Source organism: Nesterenkonia xinjiangensis, assembly GCF_013410745.1.
GTDB classification, from domain to species: domain Bacteria; phylum Actinomycetota; class Actinomycetes; order Actinomycetales; family Micrococcaceae; genus Nesterenkonia; species Nesterenkonia xinjiangensis.
Window position 1 is genome coordinate 2679830 of sequence record NZ_JACCFY010000001.1, and the last position, 15860, is coordinate 2695689.

Annotated in this window: 14 protein-coding genes; 12 read left to right on the plus strand and 2 right to left on the minus strand. The window is 67.9% G+C overall.

The genetic code is table 11. The features are described from left to right. Nucleotides 1-75: 75 nt before the first annotated feature. Together HNR09_RS12045 and HNR09_RS12050 are read left to right on the plus strand one after the other, a co-directional pair. Complete coding sequence (locus tag HNR09_RS12045) at nucleotides 76-882, plus strand: VOC family protein (RefSeq protein ID WP_179542266.1); 807 nt, start codon at nucleotides 76-78, stop codon at nucleotides 880-882. Nucleotides 883-940: 58 nt separating this feature from the next. Then, nucleotides 941-1579: a DNA-3-methyladenine glycosylase I gene (locus HNR09_RS12050; RefSeq protein ID WP_179542267.1), complete on the plus strand. Its 639-nt coding sequence runs from the start codon at nucleotides 941-943 to the stop codon at nucleotides 1577-1579. A gap of 45 nt (nucleotides 1580-1624) precedes the next feature. Here HNR09_RS12050 and HNR09_RS12055 read toward each other — a convergent pair whose 3' ends face one another. After that, nucleotides 1625-2545, minus strand: a complete 921-nt coding sequence (locus HNR09_RS12055) for a cation diffusion facilitator family transporter (protein ID WP_179542268.1) — start codon at nucleotides 2543-2545, stop codon at nucleotides 1625-1627. 99 nt (nucleotides 2546-2644) lie between these two features. After that, nucleotides 2645-3184, minus strand: coding sequence for a hypothetical protein (locus HNR09_RS12060; protein ID WP_179542269.1), 540 nt, complete (start codon nucleotides 3182-3184; stop codon nucleotides 2645-2647). A gap of 174 nt (nucleotides 3185-3358) precedes the next feature. Here HNR09_RS12060 and HNR09_RS12065 point away from each other — a divergent pair, with 174 nt between their 5' ends. The 10 genes from HNR09_RS12065 (at nucleotide 3359) to HNR09_RS12110 (ending at nucleotide 15831) form a co-directional block, all read left to right on the plus strand. Further along, nucleotides 3359-4141: a superoxide dismutase family protein gene (locus HNR09_RS12065; RefSeq protein WP_246348812.1), complete on the plus strand. Its 783-nt coding sequence runs from the start codon at nucleotides 3359-3361 to the stop codon at nucleotides 4139-4141. Nucleotides 4142-4591: 450 nt separating this feature from the next. After that, nucleotides 4592-7543 (plus strand): DUF4040 family protein, encoded by a 2952-nt coding sequence (locus tag HNR09_RS12070; protein ID WP_179542270.1) that lies wholly within the window; start codon nucleotides 4592-4594, stop codon nucleotides 7541-7543. Continuing rightward, complete coding sequence (locus HNR09_RS16520) at nucleotides 7540-8100, plus strand: NADH-quinone oxidoreductase subunit K (RefSeq protein WP_179542271.1); 561 nt, start codon at nucleotides 7540-7542, stop codon at nucleotides 8098-8100. Before HNR09_RS12070 ends, HNR09_RS16520 begins: the two co-directional genes overlap by 4 nt. Further along, entirely contained in the window at nucleotides 8097-9701 is a 1605-nt protein-coding gene (locus tag HNR09_RS12080; RefSeq protein ID WP_179542272.1) for a monovalent cation/H+ antiporter subunit D family protein, read from the plus strand. Before HNR09_RS16520 ends, HNR09_RS12080 begins: the two co-directional genes overlap by 4 nt. Further along, nucleotides 9698-10138 (plus strand): Na+/H+ antiporter subunit E, encoded by a 441-nt coding sequence (locus tag HNR09_RS12085; RefSeq protein ID WP_179542273.1) that lies wholly within the window; start codon nucleotides 9698-9700, stop codon nucleotides 10136-10138. The genes HNR09_RS12080 and HNR09_RS12085 overlap by 4 nt, the downstream gene beginning before the upstream one ends. Next, nucleotides 10135-10401: a monovalent cation/H+ antiporter complex subunit F gene (locus tag HNR09_RS12090; RefSeq protein WP_179542274.1), complete on the plus strand. Its 267-nt coding sequence runs from the start codon at nucleotides 10135-10137 to the stop codon at nucleotides 10399-10401. The genes HNR09_RS12085 and HNR09_RS12090 overlap by 4 nt, the downstream gene beginning before the upstream one ends. Beyond that, nucleotides 10401-10766 carry a cation:proton antiporter gene (locus HNR09_RS12095; protein ID WP_246348815.1) on the plus strand — a complete coding sequence of 122 codons (366 nt, stop codon included), beginning with the start codon at nucleotides 10401-10403 and terminating at the stop codon, nucleotides 10764-10766. The genes HNR09_RS12090 and HNR09_RS12095 overlap by 1 nt, the downstream gene beginning before the upstream one ends. Nucleotides 10767-10881: 115 nt before the next feature. Beyond that, entirely contained in the window at nucleotides 10882-12120 is a 1239-nt protein-coding gene (locus HNR09_RS12100) for a YihY/virulence factor BrkB family protein (protein WP_246348817.1), read from the plus strand. A 233-nt stretch (nucleotides 12121-12353) separates the two neighbouring features. Beyond that, nucleotides 12354-13976 carry a peptide ABC transporter substrate-binding protein gene (locus tag HNR09_RS12105; protein WP_179542275.1) on the plus strand — a complete coding sequence of 541 codons (1623 nt, stop codon included), beginning with the start codon at nucleotides 12354-12356 and terminating at the stop codon, nucleotides 13974-13976. A gap of 211 nt (nucleotides 13977-14187) precedes the next feature. After that, nucleotides 14188-15831: an ABC transporter substrate-binding protein gene (locus tag HNR09_RS12110; RefSeq protein ID WP_179542276.1), complete on the plus strand. Its 1644-nt coding sequence runs from the start codon at nucleotides 14188-14190 to the stop codon at nucleotides 15829-15831. The last annotated feature ends 29 nt before the right edge of the window (nucleotides 15832-15860 follow it).

The window sequence follows — 15860 nt, forward strand, 5'->3', positions numbered from 1 at the left end:
GTCGTCCAGAAGGCCCCTGGTGGCGCGGTGTCGGGCTCCGGGCCACGGGGAGCACCACGAGGAGGAGAGCCCACCATGACGGACCACGGCGACGGCATTCCTGCGCACCCGTTGTGCCCGCATCGTTTCAGCGCACGCCCCGAGGCGATGGTCGACTTCCTGCAGACGCTGGGGATGCGGCCACGATTCGCCCAGCACGGAGACTCCTTCGGGGTGCTCGCCGCAGCGGCAGGACTGATCGCGGTGCATGCGCTCGACCCGGACGATGCCGCGGTGGCCGGTGCGTCCCACGGGGAGACGCAGCTGGTGTTCCTGGCCGAGGACGCGCGGCACACCGCCGGCCGACTGCAGGAGGACGGGTTGAGAAGCATGTGGTGGGACGCGCGCCGAGGTCGCCACGCCGGAGTGACCGGCCCGCATGGGGAGGGCGTCTGGTTCACCGAGGACGCAGGCCACTACCGGCAGCGCGAGCTCCTCGAGAGTCCCCTGACACCGAGACTCACCGTGGTGGCGGTGCGCAGCAGCCACGCCCTCCAGGCCGACGTCTCCTTCTTCGCCCACCTCGGGTACGCGCCTGCACCCGGTGCCGCCGCTGGGGACTGGCTCCCCCTCGCCGTGCCGAACGCCCCGAGCGGGATGATCGGACTGCACGCGTCGGACGACGAGCAACCTGTGTCCGCCCTCGCCTCGCCGTCGGGAGAGAGCAATCCGGCAGGGCACACCGCGCTGGTGGACCTGGGCTTCCTAACTACCGAAGAGATCCCCGAGCTGGCCGCACGGCTCACTGCCGCCGGGCATCCGGCGGAGCGGGTCGAGGGGCCAGGGCCCGCGCTGACCGTGCGCGACCCCGACGGGCGGAGCCTGATGATCTATGAGGCCTGATGCGGTCCCGGTCTGGAGCCGGAGCCCGCTGTTCCCAGGTCTGGGCTAAGGTGCCGGTATGCCTGAGCACGAGCAGCACGACGTGATCCCCGGTCCGCCCACCGACACGGAGGGGCTGGTGGTCGGCTCCGACGGACTGGCCCGCACCGCATGGGCCATGGGCAGTGACATGATGCGCCACTACTACGACACCGAGTGGGGGATGCCGGTCCGCGACGAGCGCGGCCTGTTCGAGCGGCTCAGTCTCGAGGGCTTCCAGGCGGGGCTTTCCTGGGCGACGATCCTGGCCAAGCGGGAGAACTTCCGGCAGGCCTTCGCCGACTTCGACCCTGACGCCGTCGCGCGCTTCGACCAGCACGACGTCGAACGGCTGCTCCAGGACGCCGGCATCATCCGCCATCGGGGCAAGATCACCGCCACGATCGGCAATGCGCGGGCCACCGTGGACCTGCGCGAGAAGGGCGGGCTCGCAGAGCTGATCTGGTCCCACCGGCCGAAGGAGACGCCTGTCCCGCGCAGCCTCGCCGAGGTCCCCACGCGGTCGCCGGAGTCCGAGGCGCTCGCCAAGCGGCTGCGCGCGGCCGGGTTTCGGTTCGTGGGGCCCACCACCATGTTCGCCCTCATGGAAGCGGTCGGAGTCGTGGACACCCACCTGGTGGGCTCCCATCGACGGGGCGCCTCCGGCGTCTGGAGCTGAGATCCGCGGGAGGCTCGTTCTCCGGTCCACGGCGGCCTGGGTGAGTCATCGGTGTCGCTGGCGCTCCTGTGCGGCGATCTCTGCGGTCTCCAGCTGAAAGGTCGAGTGCTCCAGGCTGACGTCGAAATGCTCGGCCACACAGGTGCGCAGCTGGTGCAGGATCGCGGGAGCGTGTCCGTCGTGGAAACAGCCGTCGTCGACCACCACGTGACCGGTGATCACCGGCAGTCCGGACGCCACGGTGGAGGCGTGCAGGTCGTGGACCTCGTGGACGTGCGGCTGGGCGAGCATGTGCTCACGGACCTCGTCCAGGTCGATCCCTCGCGGAGTGAACTCCATCAGAATGCGCCCGGCCTCCCGCAGCAGCAGCGCCGCGCGCGGCAGGATCATCGCGGCGATGACCAGCGCCGCCACGGCGTCGGCCTGCTGCCAGCCCGTGAGGGCGATCACCGCGGCCGCGGCGATCACCCCCAGGGATCCGAGCGCGTCGGCGAGGACCTCCAGGAACGCGGCCCGCAGGTTCAGGCTGCTGCGGCGGCCGGAGCTCAGCACGGCCAGCGAGATCACGTTGCCCACGAGCCCGATCGCCCCGAAGAGTAGAAGCTCCCCGGCAGGCACGGAGGGGGGAGAGCTGAGCCGGGCGACGCCCTCGACAGCTGCGTAGGTGCCGATGCCGAGCAGCAGCAGGGCCTGGACCGCGGCCGCGAGGACCTCGATCCTCCGGAAGCCCCAGGTGCGGCCCGAGGTCGGGGCTCTGCCCATGAGGGAGGCAGCGAGCAGTGCGATCAGTAGGCCGATGGAGTCGGTGAGGGAGTGGACGGCGTCGGTGAGCAGCGCCAGCGAGCCGGTCAGCCAGGCGCCCAGGAACTGGGCGACGACGACCCCGCAGGTGATCCCGCAGGCCAGCGCCAGGCGGCCGCGATGGGTCGGTGCGCTCTCAGGGGAGTCTGGCTGGTGGGAGCTCAAGGGAGGGCCTCCTGAACCGCTGGTCCGTGGACTTCGATTCTAGGGTGCCCGGGGCGCGGCACGCCGGGAGAGGTGCGTGCAGGTGTCTCCGGTGAGCCGTCAGCGCGAGGTGAACCAGCGGTTCGACGACGGCAGCCACAGCAGCAGCACCATGACTGCCATGATGCCGAGATCCCACCGCAGGCCCATGCCGATCACGCTCGGGTACGCCCAGCTGCGCAGCACCGCCTCGAGAGTGGAGATCGCCAGCAGCACCGTCAGCAGGAGACGGACCCACTCGAGGCGCTCGGGGACCTTGAGGACGAGCGCGATCTGCAGGATGCCCAGGGCGGAGCTCGCCATGACCACCAGGAGCCCGACGATTCCCGGACCGAGGCCGGCCACCTGGGTGATGGTGTTCAGCCCCGTCAGATAGATGAGGAAGCTGGGCAGCAGGAAGATCAGCATCAGGCCGCTCATCGCCAGCATGCCGACATAGGCGATCCGCGAGATGAACGGCATGTGGTGGACACTGAGCGTCGAGCTCAGCGCTCGGCGAGGCACCAGGTCACCGAGCCCCTGGGGCCAGGTGGCCGGGAACCGGTAGGCGGGGCGCGGTCGATCGGACCGTGCGACGGAGGTGAGATGCTGTGTGCTCATGTCAGCTTCATGATAGCCCGGGATCGCCTCTATGACAGGGATCCAGGGGGTGTCGCACGCGCCGGGCCCCGCGGCGCGTGCTGTTCCGGGGAGAGGCGGGAGGGTTGCAGGCACTGCCGCGAATCGGCGGAGCAATGAACTCACAGTCCCGTCGTGGGCGCGTATCCTGTCCGCATGATGTCTGATCGTCTGCACCCCCGTGTCCTGCCCCTGACCGCCCTCGCTGTCGGATTCGGCCTCGTGCTGGCCGGCTGCGGGGGGACCGATGAAGAGCCCCCGGGGCAGGATGAGGATCAGGGGGATGGCGCGGCCGGGGCCGAGCAGGGTTCCGAGGAGGACTCGGCCGGCGGCGAGGACGAGGGTTCGGCAGGCGAGGCGTTCGCCCAGGCCCAGCTCGCCGACGCGGCGGGCAATGACCTCGGTCAGGTGACCTTCACCGAGACGGACGGCGGCGTGCAGGTCCAGGCGGAGGTCCAGGATCTGGCGGCGGGCTTCCACGGGTTCCACATCCATGAGATCGGCCTCTGCGAGCCGCAGTCCGAGAACGACGCCGGTGAGATCGGCGACTTCTTCTCCGCCGGCGGTCACCTGGCGGGTGAGAGCGAGGACGACCTGGGTGTCGTCGAGGGCGAGGAGGCTCCCGAGACGGAGGATGTGGACGAGGAGCAGATGCCTGATGTCGACGCCGAGGCCGAGGTGCACCATCCCGACCACGCCGGGGACCTGCCGAACCTCATGGTCGCCCAGGACGGCACCGCTCAGCTGAGCGTGGTGACCGACCGGCTCACTCCGGAGCTGCTGACCGCCGAGGACGGTGCCGCCGTCATCGTGCACTCCCAGCCGGACAACCACGGCAATGTGCCGGAGCGCTATGCGCCCGGCGGCCCGGACGAGGACACCCTCGCGACCGGTGATGCCGGTGAGCGGACCGCCTGCGGCGTGATCGAGGACTCGTGACCCTCCTCACATGGTGGGGTCCTGCATCCTCCCGATGAGCAGTCCGCTGACGGGCACGTTGTACCGCGTGGGGACGGGGCAGCAGCGCTGTTCCTCGGACGCGCCGTGAGCCCCTGCAGAGCATGAGGAGAATTGCTCGGGCTGTGATGTGGTCGATATAGTCACCTTCGGTGTGCCGGGAAGACTGGTCGGCGATGAGTAGTGTCTATGTGCGGAGCACGTGACCTGAGGCGAATGGGTGCAGAACCGGTTCGTCAGCCGTGTCGACTCCGCCCGTGGGGGCTTCCTCACGACGATGACGCCTGGACCGCTGGCGACATGTTCCCCGCACCGACAGGAGGCCCGCACCATGCACCTGCCCCTCTGCACGCCTCCCTCCTGCGCGCCGGGAGGCCGCCGCGGTCTCTGGGCTGACAGCGCGGCAGGGCGGAATCGGGCGGTGGGCCGCTGATGACGGTCATGGTGCTGCTCTTCCTCACGCTGATCCTGGTTCCGGTCGCCGCGCTGGTGCACCGAGCTCTGGGCCGTGACACCGGGTGGTTCGCCGCAGTGGCGCTGACCGGCCTCGGAGCCGCGACGCTGCCGTGGATCGGCTCGATCGCCGACGGCGAGGTGCTCGAGGAGCACCTGCCATGGATGCCCACCGTCGACGTCGGCATCTCCCTGCGGCTGGACGGCCTGGGCCTGGTGTTCCTGCTCCTCGTGCTGTTCATCGGTGCCCTGGTCATGGCCTACAGCGCCCGGTACTTCTCCCCGCAGAAGCGCACCAACGACTACTACATCTGGATGCTGCTGTTCGTCTTCGCGATGAGCGGCATGGTCATGGCCGATGACCTCATCCTGCTGTTTGTGTTCTGGGAGTTCACGACTCTCTGCTCGTTCTTCCTGATCAACCGCTCCGGGGACAAGGCTCCGGCCCCGGCGCAGCGCACGCTGCTGATCACCATGGCCGGCGGGCTTGGGCTTCTCACCGCCGTGCTGATGATCATCGTCGCCACCGGCACCACGCGGATCTCCGAGGCGCTGCAGCATGGGATCTGGCAGGAGGACGGCGTGTTCACCTCCGTGGTGGCCGTGCTGGTGGTGCTTGCGGCGTTCACCAAGTCCGCGCAGTTCCCGTTCCACCTCTGGCTCCCCGATGCGATGGTCGCCCCGGCTCCGGTCTCCGCTTATCTGCACGCGGCGGCCATGGTCAAGGCCGGCATCTACCTGCTGCTGCGCTTCTCGCCGGTCTTCCAGGGAGTCGCGATCTGGCAGACGCTGCTGATCGTCTGCGGCCTGATCACCGCGCTGATCGGTGCCCTGTTCGCCCTGCAGCGCCACGACATCAAAGAGATCATGGCCTACTCCACGGTCAGCCAGCTGGGCTTCCTGGTCACCGTCATCGGAGTGGGCACCCCGACGGCGCTGGCCGCGGCGACCATCCATGTGATCGCCCACGCGCTGTTCAAGTCCTCGCTGTTCATGATGGTCGGGATCATCGAGCATGAGGCGCATTCCCGAGACATCCGGCGGCTCAACGGGCTGCAGCGCACGATGCGGGTCTCGGGGGTGATCACGGTGATCGCCTGTGTTTCGATGGCTGGGATCCCGCCTCTGATGGGCTTCGTCTCCAAGGAGCATCTGCTCGCAGGCCTCCTCTCCGCGGATCTCGGTGCCGGCCTGACTTGGCTGATCACCGGCCTGGCCGTGCTGGCCGCCGTCGGGACCTTCGCCTACTGCGGACGCATCGTGCTCGGCGTCTTCACCTCCTACACCGGTGCGGGCCGTCGTGACGAGGTCCATGAGCCGATGCCGCAGGACGGCGCCCACGAGGCTCCGCTGTCCTTCTACCTGCCGGCTCTGCTGCCGGCGGCGGCAGGCCTGGTGCTGGGCTTCTTCCCGCAGATCTTCGACGGGCTGGTCAGCGCGGCGGCCTCGGCGGCCTCGCCGGAGGAGTACCAGGCGCACTTCGCCCTGTGGCACGGCTTCACCGTGGACCTGGCACTCTCCGCCGTGATCATCGTGGTCGGACTGATCCTCGTGCTGTACCGGGTGCGGGTGGACTCGCTCATCCCACGGACCATCCTGCCGTTCACCGGAGTGCAGGTCGTGGAGAGGCTGCGCACCGGATCCATCTCCTTCGGCCGCCGCGTCGGTGATCTAACACGCACCGACATGCATGGCCTGCACCTGACCGTGCCGGGCATCCTCCTGGTCGGGATCTTCATCGCCGGCCTGATGACGGCCCCGTTCGTCGGTGAGCTGACCCCCGGCCATACCCGCCCCACGGACTGGGTGCTGATCGGTCTGCTCGTGTTCTTCCTCATCGGCACGGTGATCACCCAGAGCCGGACGGCCGCGGTGGTGCTCGCCGGCGGTGCCGGCTTCGTCGTGGCCGCATGGTACTTCCTGCTCGGCGCGATCGACGTGGGCATGACGCAGCTGCTCGTCGAGATCCTCACCGTGGTCGTGCTCGTCCTGGTGCTGCGGAAGCTGCCCAAGCGGTTCCACGCCGTCTCCCGCACGCGCACCGTGGTGTCCGCGACGGTGGCGATCGGCTTCGGCGTGATGGCCTTCATCGCCGCCTTCGCGCTGACCGGTCGGCGCGGGCAGTCCCCGGTGGCCGAGTGGTACCTGGAGAACACCTATGACGCCACGCATGCGACCAACACGGTGAACTCGATCCTGGTCGACTTCCGCGCCCTGGACACCTTCGGGGAGCTCACCGTGCTCGGTGTCGCCGGATTCGCCATCCTGGCGCTGCTGAACTCCGCGTTCTCCACCTCGGACAACGCCCCGGCGGCGTCTCAGCTGTGGGTCGGCACGCCGATCTACAACGCGGAGGACAACACCACGGCGATGCGCCTGGTGTTCAACTGGATGGCGCCATTCATCATCCTGCTGTCGCTGGTGCTGCTGGTGCGCGGCCACTACGAGTCCGGCGGCGGATTCATCGCCGCCCTGGTGGCCGGTGGGTTCTTCGCCCTGCGGTACCTGGTGGCGCCGTCGGACTCTGCGGTGAAGCTCCGCTTCGACTACGCCATGGTCATCGTCGGGGGCATCATGACCGGTGCGGCCATCGGCGTGGTGGGCTACCTCGAGGGCTCCTATCTGCGGCCGATCATGTGGGACATCCCGCTGCCCTGGGGCGGAGAGTACGCGTTCACCACCGCGCTCATCTTTGACCTGGGCATCTACCTGGCCGTCATCGGAGCGGTGCTGGTGGCACTGGACCGACTCGGTCAGGCCCAGCGCTATCCGGCCGAGCTGCTGCGGACCCATCGCCGCGCCTTCGGCACCCCGGAGGGGGAGCAGCACGGCTCCGCCCACCGGTACGTGGACCCTGGTGACGTGCCCTTCGAAGTGGATCCGACGGTCGACGAGGACGAGACGAGCATCCAGGAGGTGAGGAACCGATGAGCATCGCCATCGCCATCGGGGTCCTGACTGCAGCCGCCGTCTACCTCTTCATGCAACGCGGCATGGTCCGCATCGTGCTCGGCTTCGTCCTGGCCTCCCACGCGGCGAACCTGCTGCTCTTCTCGGCCGGCAACGTGGCCTACCGCGGAGTTCCCTACATCGGTTCCGGAGAAGTCGGCGAGCAGGCTGACCCGCTGCCGCAGGCCTTCGTGCTGACCGCGATCGTCATCGCCTTCTCCATCACCATGTTCATGGTGACCCTGGCGATCACCACGACCACCGACGACGACACCGAGAACGAGGAGGAGTCGCCGATCATGGTGCTCACCGGCGGCACCGGTGACATCAACGACGCCGGCATGATGCGCCACGACATCGAGTGCACCGGCGCCGCGGGCGCGGGCACGGGTGGGGCGCATGCGAGCCCGCTGAGTCCGGTCCATGACTTTGAAGGCCCTGAGCTCAGCCCGGGGCTGACAGATCAGCAGGGCGGCGGCACCGGTGACATCAACGACGCCGGCGCCGATCCGGGCATCGGGAAGGGGGGTCCGCGATGAGCGAGATCCTGGGACCTCTGCTGCCGCTGCTGGTCGGCGTGCCGCTGTTCCTCGGTGCGCTGGGGGCGCTGTTCCGACGGAACAAGCTCGCCCGGCACATCATCTGTCTGGGCACTCTGACGGGGCTGCTCGCCTTCTCGCTCCTGCTGGTCGTGGAGACCCACGACGGCACCGTGATCGCCCACCAGGTGGGCCTGTGGGAGTACGGGGTCTCCATCCCGTTCGTGGTCGATGCGCTCTCCTCCCTGGTGCTGATGATCATCAGCATCCTGGGCATCGCCTCGGTGCTGTTCGCCATGGCCACCCACGAGGCCCGGGCACGGTTCTATCACCCGTTCGTGCTGGTGCTGATGGCGGGTGTCGCCGGGGCGCTGATGACCGGGGACCTCTTCAACCTCTTCGTGTTCATCGAGGTCATGCTGCTGCCCTCCTACGGCCTGCTGGCCATGATGGGGGCGAAGCTCGGAGCCCACGGGGCCCGGATCTATGTCTCGGTGAACCTGCTGGCCTCCACCCTGCTGTTGGTCGGAGTCGGGCTGGTCTACGCCACCGCAGGCACCGTGAACCTTGCCGAGCTGCATGGAGCGGCCGCGGAGGACCCGGCTGTGGCGGTGGCCGGGGGAGTGGTGCTGACCGCGATCGCCATCAAGGCCGCCGTCGTGCCGGTGCATGGCTGGCTGACCCGCACCTACGCCCTCACCTCTCCGGCGGTGACCGCCCTGTTCTCCGGCATCCACACCAAGGTCGCGATCTACGCGATCTACCGGATCTACGCGCTGCTCTTCGACGGGGACCAGCGCTTCCTGTGGGTGGCCCTGCTGATCACCAGCCTGACGATGCTGATCGGCGTGCTGGGGGCGATCGGGGAGAAGACGACCCGCTCGATCCTGGTGTTCCACATGATCAGCCAGATCGGCTACATCCTCATCGGCGTGGGGCTGTTCACCACCCTGGGGCTGACCGCGGCGATCTTCTACCTGCTCCACCACATGATCGTGAAGGCCTCGCTGTTCCTCTCCACCGGCGCGATCGAGGAGACCTACGGCACCGGAGAGATCGACAAGCTCGGCGGCATGCTCAAGCGGGAGCCGCTGGTCGCGATCACCTTCATGGTGGCCGCGCTGTCGCTGGCCGGGCTGCCCCCGTTCTCCGGGTTCGTGGCGAAGTTCTCCATCATCCAGGCCACCTTGGAGCAGTCGCACTACTGGGTCGCGGCCGTGGCCGTGGTGGTCTCGGTGTTCACGCTGCTCTCGATGCTGAAGATCTGGACCGGGGTGTTCATGGGCTCGGAGCCGGAGAATCTGGAGAAGCGGGCGCTCATCCACCAGCAGCGCACCCACGGCAAGCGATACCTGCGTGTGGAGGCCCAGGCAGGCGCTCCGACGTTGACCATCGGCCCGCCGACGACGACCACCACCCGGGTGCTGGCCGGAGAGCAGGCGGTGAAGGTCCCCGCCAAGCTCATCGTGCCGGGGGCGCTGCTGGCGGTGGTGACGCTCTTCTTCGGGCTGGGCGCGGAGCTGCTGCTCAGCCTCTCGGCCACAGCGGCGGAGAACCTGTTGAATCCGATCGACTATGTGAGGGCGGTGAGCGGCGCATGAGTCTGGAGAATCTGGCCAGGCGGCCCTGGCCGCTGCGCATCCTGAGCTTCCTGTTCTGGTACGTCCGCGAGTTCGTGCTCGCGAACGGGCAGGTCACCGTCGAAGTGCTCCGCCCGCGCCGACGGATGAGGATGGCTCCGGCCATCGTGGCGATCCCGGCGGCGTCCCGCACGGACACCGAGTGGACGATGATCTCCACCTTGATCACGCTGACGCCGGGGACGCTGACCATCACCCTCTCGAAGGAGCACGGCATCCTCTACGTGCATGGCATGTTCGTGGAAGGGCGCGAGTCCTTCGTGGCGGAGATCCAAGAGATGGAGGACCGGCTGCTCCACGCGATGCGTCGCGACGTCGGGGACCTCACCAGACCCGTCCAGGCCCCGGTGGTCGCCCCGGTGGAGGTCGACGAGGACGAGGCAGGTGATCCGCTGTGATCACGGAGATCACCCTTGAAGTGGCTCTGGTTCTGCTGGGCGTCGGCATGCTGATCGCCGGCGTGCGCGGATTCCTGGGGCCACGCACCTCGGACCGTGCGGTCGCCTCGGATCTGATCTTCTTCGCCATGATCGGCTTCATCGCCCTGATCGGCCTGCGGATCGACATCGAGGCGCTCTTCGACATCATCCTCATCGCCACGCTGTTGGGCTTCATGGCCGCCATATCCATGGCACGACTCGGATCAGGAGGGCAGCGCTGATGGACCTGCAGATCATCGAGATGAGCGCTCATCTGGCTGGCATGGTGCTAATCTTCCTGGGCATCTTCGTCATCATGGTCTCCGCGATCAGCCTCTTCCGGCTGCCGGACCTCTACCTGCGCGCCTCCGGCGTCGGCACCTCTGCCGGACTCGGCGTGGCGACGATCGTCGTCGGCGCCCTGCTGGTGGACTTCTCCGCGATGAACCTGGTGAAGGCGCTCATCGCCGTCGTCGCCCAGCTGCTGACCTCCGCCGTGGGCTCGATGGCGATCGCACGGTCCGGCTACCTCAACAACTCATTGCCGGCCGCGATCACCCACATCGACGACCTGCGGCTGACCCGCCGCGACGCCGCCGCCGAGTGACCGGGCCCCTCCGTGCGGGCGTGCCGGATCGTGATTGGTGATTCTCGGGCGGTGGTTCTCGACCGATCCGCCCGGACCCGCTGACCTGGAGCGTCGTTGCGGCTAGGGTGACCCCATGAGCTTCGAGCCGCAGCAGGACACCCGTGCGACCGACGACGGCCTTCGCCCCTACAGGGCACGGGAAGACATGGCCGAGGACCGAGACGTCCTCGATGAGCAGGCGACCTATCAGGATGCCCGGCGCCCTGGCACTGTGGCTGCGGCGGCGGATCAGCCGCTGTCCGTGAAGAGCCGGCAGCGCATGGACTTCGCCGCATCCGAGGAGGCCCCCGAGAAGCCGCGTGTTCCGTGGAGGCTGACCGGGGCGACCTGGCGGTACAGCCTGAAGCGGACTCTTGCGGAGTTCAGCCGGGACCAGTGCACCGACCTGGCCGCCGGCCTGACCTACTATGCGGTGCTCTCGCTGTTCCCGGCGCTGATCGCGTTCGTCTCGCTGCTCTCCGTCGTCGGGCAGGCTCAAGCCACTCAGGACTTCATCCTGGAGACGATGTCGGAGCTCGTGGACGAGGAGTTCATGGACACCGTGGAGACCATCGTGGGAGTGGTGACCTCCGCCCCCGGGGCGGGCCTGGGCCTGGCGGTCGGAATCCTGGTGGCGATGTGGACGGCGTCGAACTATGTCAATGCCTTCTCCCGGGCGATGAATCGGATCCACGAGGTTCCCGAGGGACGATCGATGCTGCAGCTGCGACCGGTGCTCTACAGCGTCACGGTGGGACTGATCGTGCTGGTGGCCCTCTCCGCGGTGATGCTGGTGATCTCCGGACCGCTGGCCGAGGCCATCGGGAACACCGTGGGGCTGGGTGAGACCGCAGTGACGGTGTGGGACTACGCGACCTATCCGGTGCTGCTGCTGGTGGCGGCCGCCTGCGTCGGGCTGCTCTACTACGCGACGCCGAACGTCCGACAGCCGGGGCCGCTCTGGATCTCGCCCGGCGCCCTGGTCGCCATCGTGGTGATGGTGCTGGCCACGATCGGGGTGGGGTTCTACATCGGAAACTTCGCCAGCTACGAGGCCACCTACGGGGCGCTGGCCGGGGTGATCATCTTCCTGTTCTGGATCTACATCATGAATGTGGTCCTGCTGCTGGGAGCTGAGCTCGACGCCGAGCTGGAGCGTGGCCGGCAGCTCCAGGCCGGCATCGAGGCGGAGCGGACGCTCATGCTCTCCCCGCGGCAGCTCAAGTCGGCGGAGAAGTCCGCACAGAAGTACGAGCAGCTCGTGGCCCAAGGGCAGGCGTTGCGGATGAGCGAGGGACGGACCTTCGACGCGGAGGACGTCTGGCGACAGTGATCAGATCGTGACCTGCAGCACGCGCATCGAGGTGGATCTGAAACACTTGTGAAAAGTTTCCTTGATAGACTCCGGGCATCGGGTGACGTACGCAACATCGGGACGCGCTGATGCGTTCTGATGAGGCATGCGTGACCGACCACTGAGCGGGTCGCCGCAGCGACGACCTGCTCGACTGCAGTCGCGGCTGGGTTTGAAGCCCGTCGCTCGCACCCATGAGGAGAACATCGCAGATGCGCACACACAGAACCTTCAGCCGCGGGGCGGTGGCCGTCTCTGCGGCGGCAGCCCTGACGCTGACTGCCTGCGGCGGCAACGGAGGCAACGGCGACGGCGGCGACGGTGACGCCCAGGCAGCAGATGGCGGCGGCACGGTCTCCGCCTACAACTGCGAGCCCCAGTTCCTGGTCCCCGGCAACTCGACCGAGGTCTGCGGCTCCTGGGTCCTGGAGAACCTGTTCACCGGCCTGACCCAGATCGACTACGACACCCTCGAGGCCGGCCCCGGTGTCGCCGAGAGCTGGGAGACCGAGGACAACGTCACCTGGACCTTCGAGCTCGGCGAGGACTGGACCTTCCACAACGGCGACCCGATCACCGCCCAGACCTTCGTCGATACCTGGAACTGGGTCGTGGCAGAGGACAACGCCCAGCAGAACGCGAACTTCCATGACAAGTTCCTCGGCTACGACGAGGTGGCCTCCGGCGACGCCGAGGAGATGGAGGGCGTCCGCGCGGTGGACGACTACACTCTCGAGCTCGAGCTCACCGAGCCTTTCTCCCCGCTGCCGATGATGCTCTCCTACACCGGTTTCTACCCGATGCCGGATGTCGCCTTCGAGGACATCGAGGCCTTCGAGCAGGCTCCGGTCGGCAACGGCCGTTATCAGATGGACGGTGAGTGGGTCCACGACGAGGAGATCGCCGTGGAGCGCTTCGATGACTGGGCCGGCGAGGACCCGGGTGTCCCGCAGCGCATCGAGTGGAAGATCTACGCCGACATCGACACCGCCTACATGGACGTCCAGGCCGGGAACCTGGACATCATGGACTCCGTGCCGCCGCATCTGCGGCCCAACATGGAGGCCGACTTCGGCGAGGACCAGGAGACCTTCGACACCTCCTCCTTCACCTACATGGGCTTCCCGCTCTACCAGGAGGACTTCGAGGACGAGGATGTCCGCCACGCGCTCTCCATGGCGATCGATCGCCAGGAGATCATCGACACCATCCACAACGGAGCCTTCACTCCGGCGTCGAACATCATCCCGCCGATGCTGCCCGAGGCTCGCGAGGACGCCTGCGAGTACTGCGAGTTCGATCCTGACGCAGCCGCTGAGCTCTACGAGGAGGCCGGCGGTCCTGAGGACCTGACGGTGTACTTCAACTCCGGTGCGGGGCATGAGGAGTGGACCGAGGCCATCGCCAACCAGTGGCAGCAGCACCTGGGTGTGGAGAACGTGAGCTTCGAGTCCCTGGAGTTCGCCCAGTACCTCGATCTGCACGACAACGATGAGATCACCGGACCGTACCGTCTGGGCTGGGTGCTCTCCTACCCCTCGCCGCAGTACGCGATGGAGCCGATCTACACCACTGGCCAGTCCTCGAACTACGCGGGCTTCTCCAATGAGGAGTTCGACGACCTCATCGACGAGGCGAACGCTGCTCTGGAGGAGGACGAGGCCGCCGAGCTCTACCAGCAGGCCGAGGACATCCTGCTGGAGGAGATGCCGGTCATCCCCCTGTGGTTCCAGAACTTCGGCGTGGTCCACTCGGACCGCATCGACGGCGACAGCGTCCTGATGGACCCGCGCACCTTCCTGCGTGTCGAGCAGCTCGTCGTCGCCGAGGACTGAGGGCCCGAGCGCCACAGCATGAGGACGCGGTCCGTGCCGGCCACAAGCCTGGACGGGCCGCGTCCTTCTGCCGGGACGAGGCACGACGTCGCCTCTTCCCCCAAATCACCGGCCGCACACGCTGCGGCGCTGCCCGCGGCACACTTGCACCGCGCGACACAGACGACCCCGACCGGCCTGGGTCACGAGCCCGGCCCGGTGAAGGAGCCCCGTGAAGAGCACCAGCCATAGACCCTCGTCCCTCCACGCCCGGGGGACACCCACACGTCTGACCGACTCCCGCTCCGGCCGCTCCGCGCTGGCCGGTGCCGGCCTCAGCACCGCCCTGGTGCTCAGCGCCTGCGGTGAAGGCGGCGAAGAGTCGGACGTCTCGGATGGGGGCGAGTTCAGCGCCTACACCTGCGAGCCCCAGAGCCTGACGCCGGGCGACACCTCGGAGGTCTGCGGGGCCCGAGTGCTCGAGCAGCTCTTCACCGGGCTCACCGAGATCGACTACGACACCTTCGAGGCCGCCCCGGGTGTGGCCACGGAGTGGGGGTCCGAGGACAACGTCACCTGGACATTCCAGCTGCGCGATGACTACACCTTCCACAACGGCGACCCGATCGACGCCCACACGTTCGTCGACACCTTCACCTGGACGGCCGACACGGAGAACGCGCAGGTGAACTCTGAGTTCTACGAGATCATCGCTGGCTACGAGGAGCTTCAGGAGGGTGAGACCGAGGAGCTCGCCGGTGTGCGCGCCCTGGACGACCACACTCTGGAGATCGAGCTCTCCGAGCCGTTCGGGCAGCTGCCGGTCCACGTGGGCCTGCTGGGCTTCTCACCTCTCCCGGACGTGGCCTACGAGGACATGGACGCCTTCGAGCAGGCCCCGATCGGCAACGGCCGCTACCAGATGGACGGGGAGTGGGTGCATGACACCGAGATCGCCGTGACGCGCCACGAGGACTGGCCCGGCGAGGTGCCGGGCCAGGCGGAGCGCATCCAGTGGATGATCTACTCGGACGTCGGCACGGCCTACATGGATGTTCAGGCGGGGGAGCTCGACCTGCTCGAACAGGCCCCGCCGGAGCAGATCCCGAACATGGAGGCGGACTTCGGAGAGAATCAGGGCGCCTTCGAGACCGGCACCTTCACCTACCTCGGCTTCCCGCTCTATCAGGAGGAGTTCCAGGACCCTGACGTCCGCCGGGCGCTGTCCATGGCCATCGACCGGGACTCGATCGTGGAGACCATCTTCGACGGCGGCATGCAGCCTGCACGCTCCATCATCCCTCCGGTCCTCCCGGAGGGTCGCGAGGATGCCTGCGAAGCCTGTGACCATGACCCGGAGGCCGCGGCCGACCTCTACGAGTCCGCCGGCGGGCCCACCGAGCTGGAGATCTACTTCAACTCGGGAGCCGGCCACGATGACTGGGTGGAGGCCGTCACCCATCAGTGGCAGCAGCACCTGGGCATCGAGGACATCACCTTCCGTTCCCTGGACTTCGCCCAGTACCTGGACGACCTCACCGAGGAGAACGCGGCCGGGCCCTTCCGCCTCGGGTGGACCCTCTCCTCGCCGAGCGCCCAGTACGCGATGGAGCCGATCTACTCCACCGGCGCCTCCCGGAACTTCGCGGGCTACTCCAGCGAGGACTTCGACGCTCTCATCGCCGAGGCCAATGCGGCGGACGTCGAGGAGGCTGGTCCGCTCTACCACGAGGTCGAGGACGTCCTGCTGGAGGACCTGCCGGTCATTCCGCTGTGGTTCAACCAGCAGCACGTGGTGCACACCGAGCGCATCTCCGACGTCGAGGTCAGCCCGCGCGGCCTGCCCCGCGTCGAGTCCATCACCGTCACCGAGTGAGGCGGCCCGGTCGGCCACCATGCTCCCCA

Coding starts and splice junctions, on each gene's coding strand:
- HNR09_RS12070 (WP_179542270.1), top strand. CDS start 4,592: ATGACGGTCATGGTGCTGCTCTTCCTCACGCTGATCCTGGTTCCGGTC.
- HNR09_RS16520 (WP_179542271.1), top strand. CDS start 7,540: ATGAGCATCGCCATCGCCATCGGGGTCCTGACTGCAGCCGCCGTCTAC.
- HNR09_RS12085 (WP_179542273.1), top strand. CDS start 9,698: ATGAGTCTGGAGAATCTGGCCAGGCGGCCCTGGCCGCTGCGCATCCTG.
- HNR09_RS12095 (WP_246348815.1), top strand. CDS start 10,401: ATGGACCTGCAGATCATCGAGATGAGCGCTCATCTGGCTGGCATGGTG.
- HNR09_RS12080 (WP_179542272.1), top strand. CDS start 8,097: ATGAGCGAGATCCTGGGACCTCTGCTGCCGCTGCTGGTCGGCGTGCCG.
- HNR09_RS12050 (WP_179542267.1), top strand. CDS start 941: ATGCCTGAGCACGAGCAGCACGACGTGATCCCCGGTCCGCCCACCGAC.
- HNR09_RS12045 (WP_179542266.1), top strand. CDS start 76: ATGACGGACCACGGCGACGGCATTCCTGCGCACCCGTTGTGCCCGCAT.
- HNR09_RS12100 (WP_246348817.1), top strand. CDS start 10,882: ATGAGCTTCGAGCCGCAGCAGGACACCCGTGCGACCGACGACGGCCTT.
- HNR09_RS12065 (WP_246348812.1), top strand. CDS start 3,359: ATGATGTCTGATCGTCTGCACCCCCGTGTCCTGCCCCTGACCGCCCTC.
- HNR09_RS12105 (WP_179542275.1), top strand. CDS start 12,354: ATGCGCACACACAGAACCTTCAGCCGCGGGGCGGTGGCCGTCTCTGCG.
- HNR09_RS12060 (WP_179542269.1), bottom strand. CDS start 3,184: ATGAGCACACAGCATCTCACCTCCGTCGCACGGTCCGATCGACCGCGC.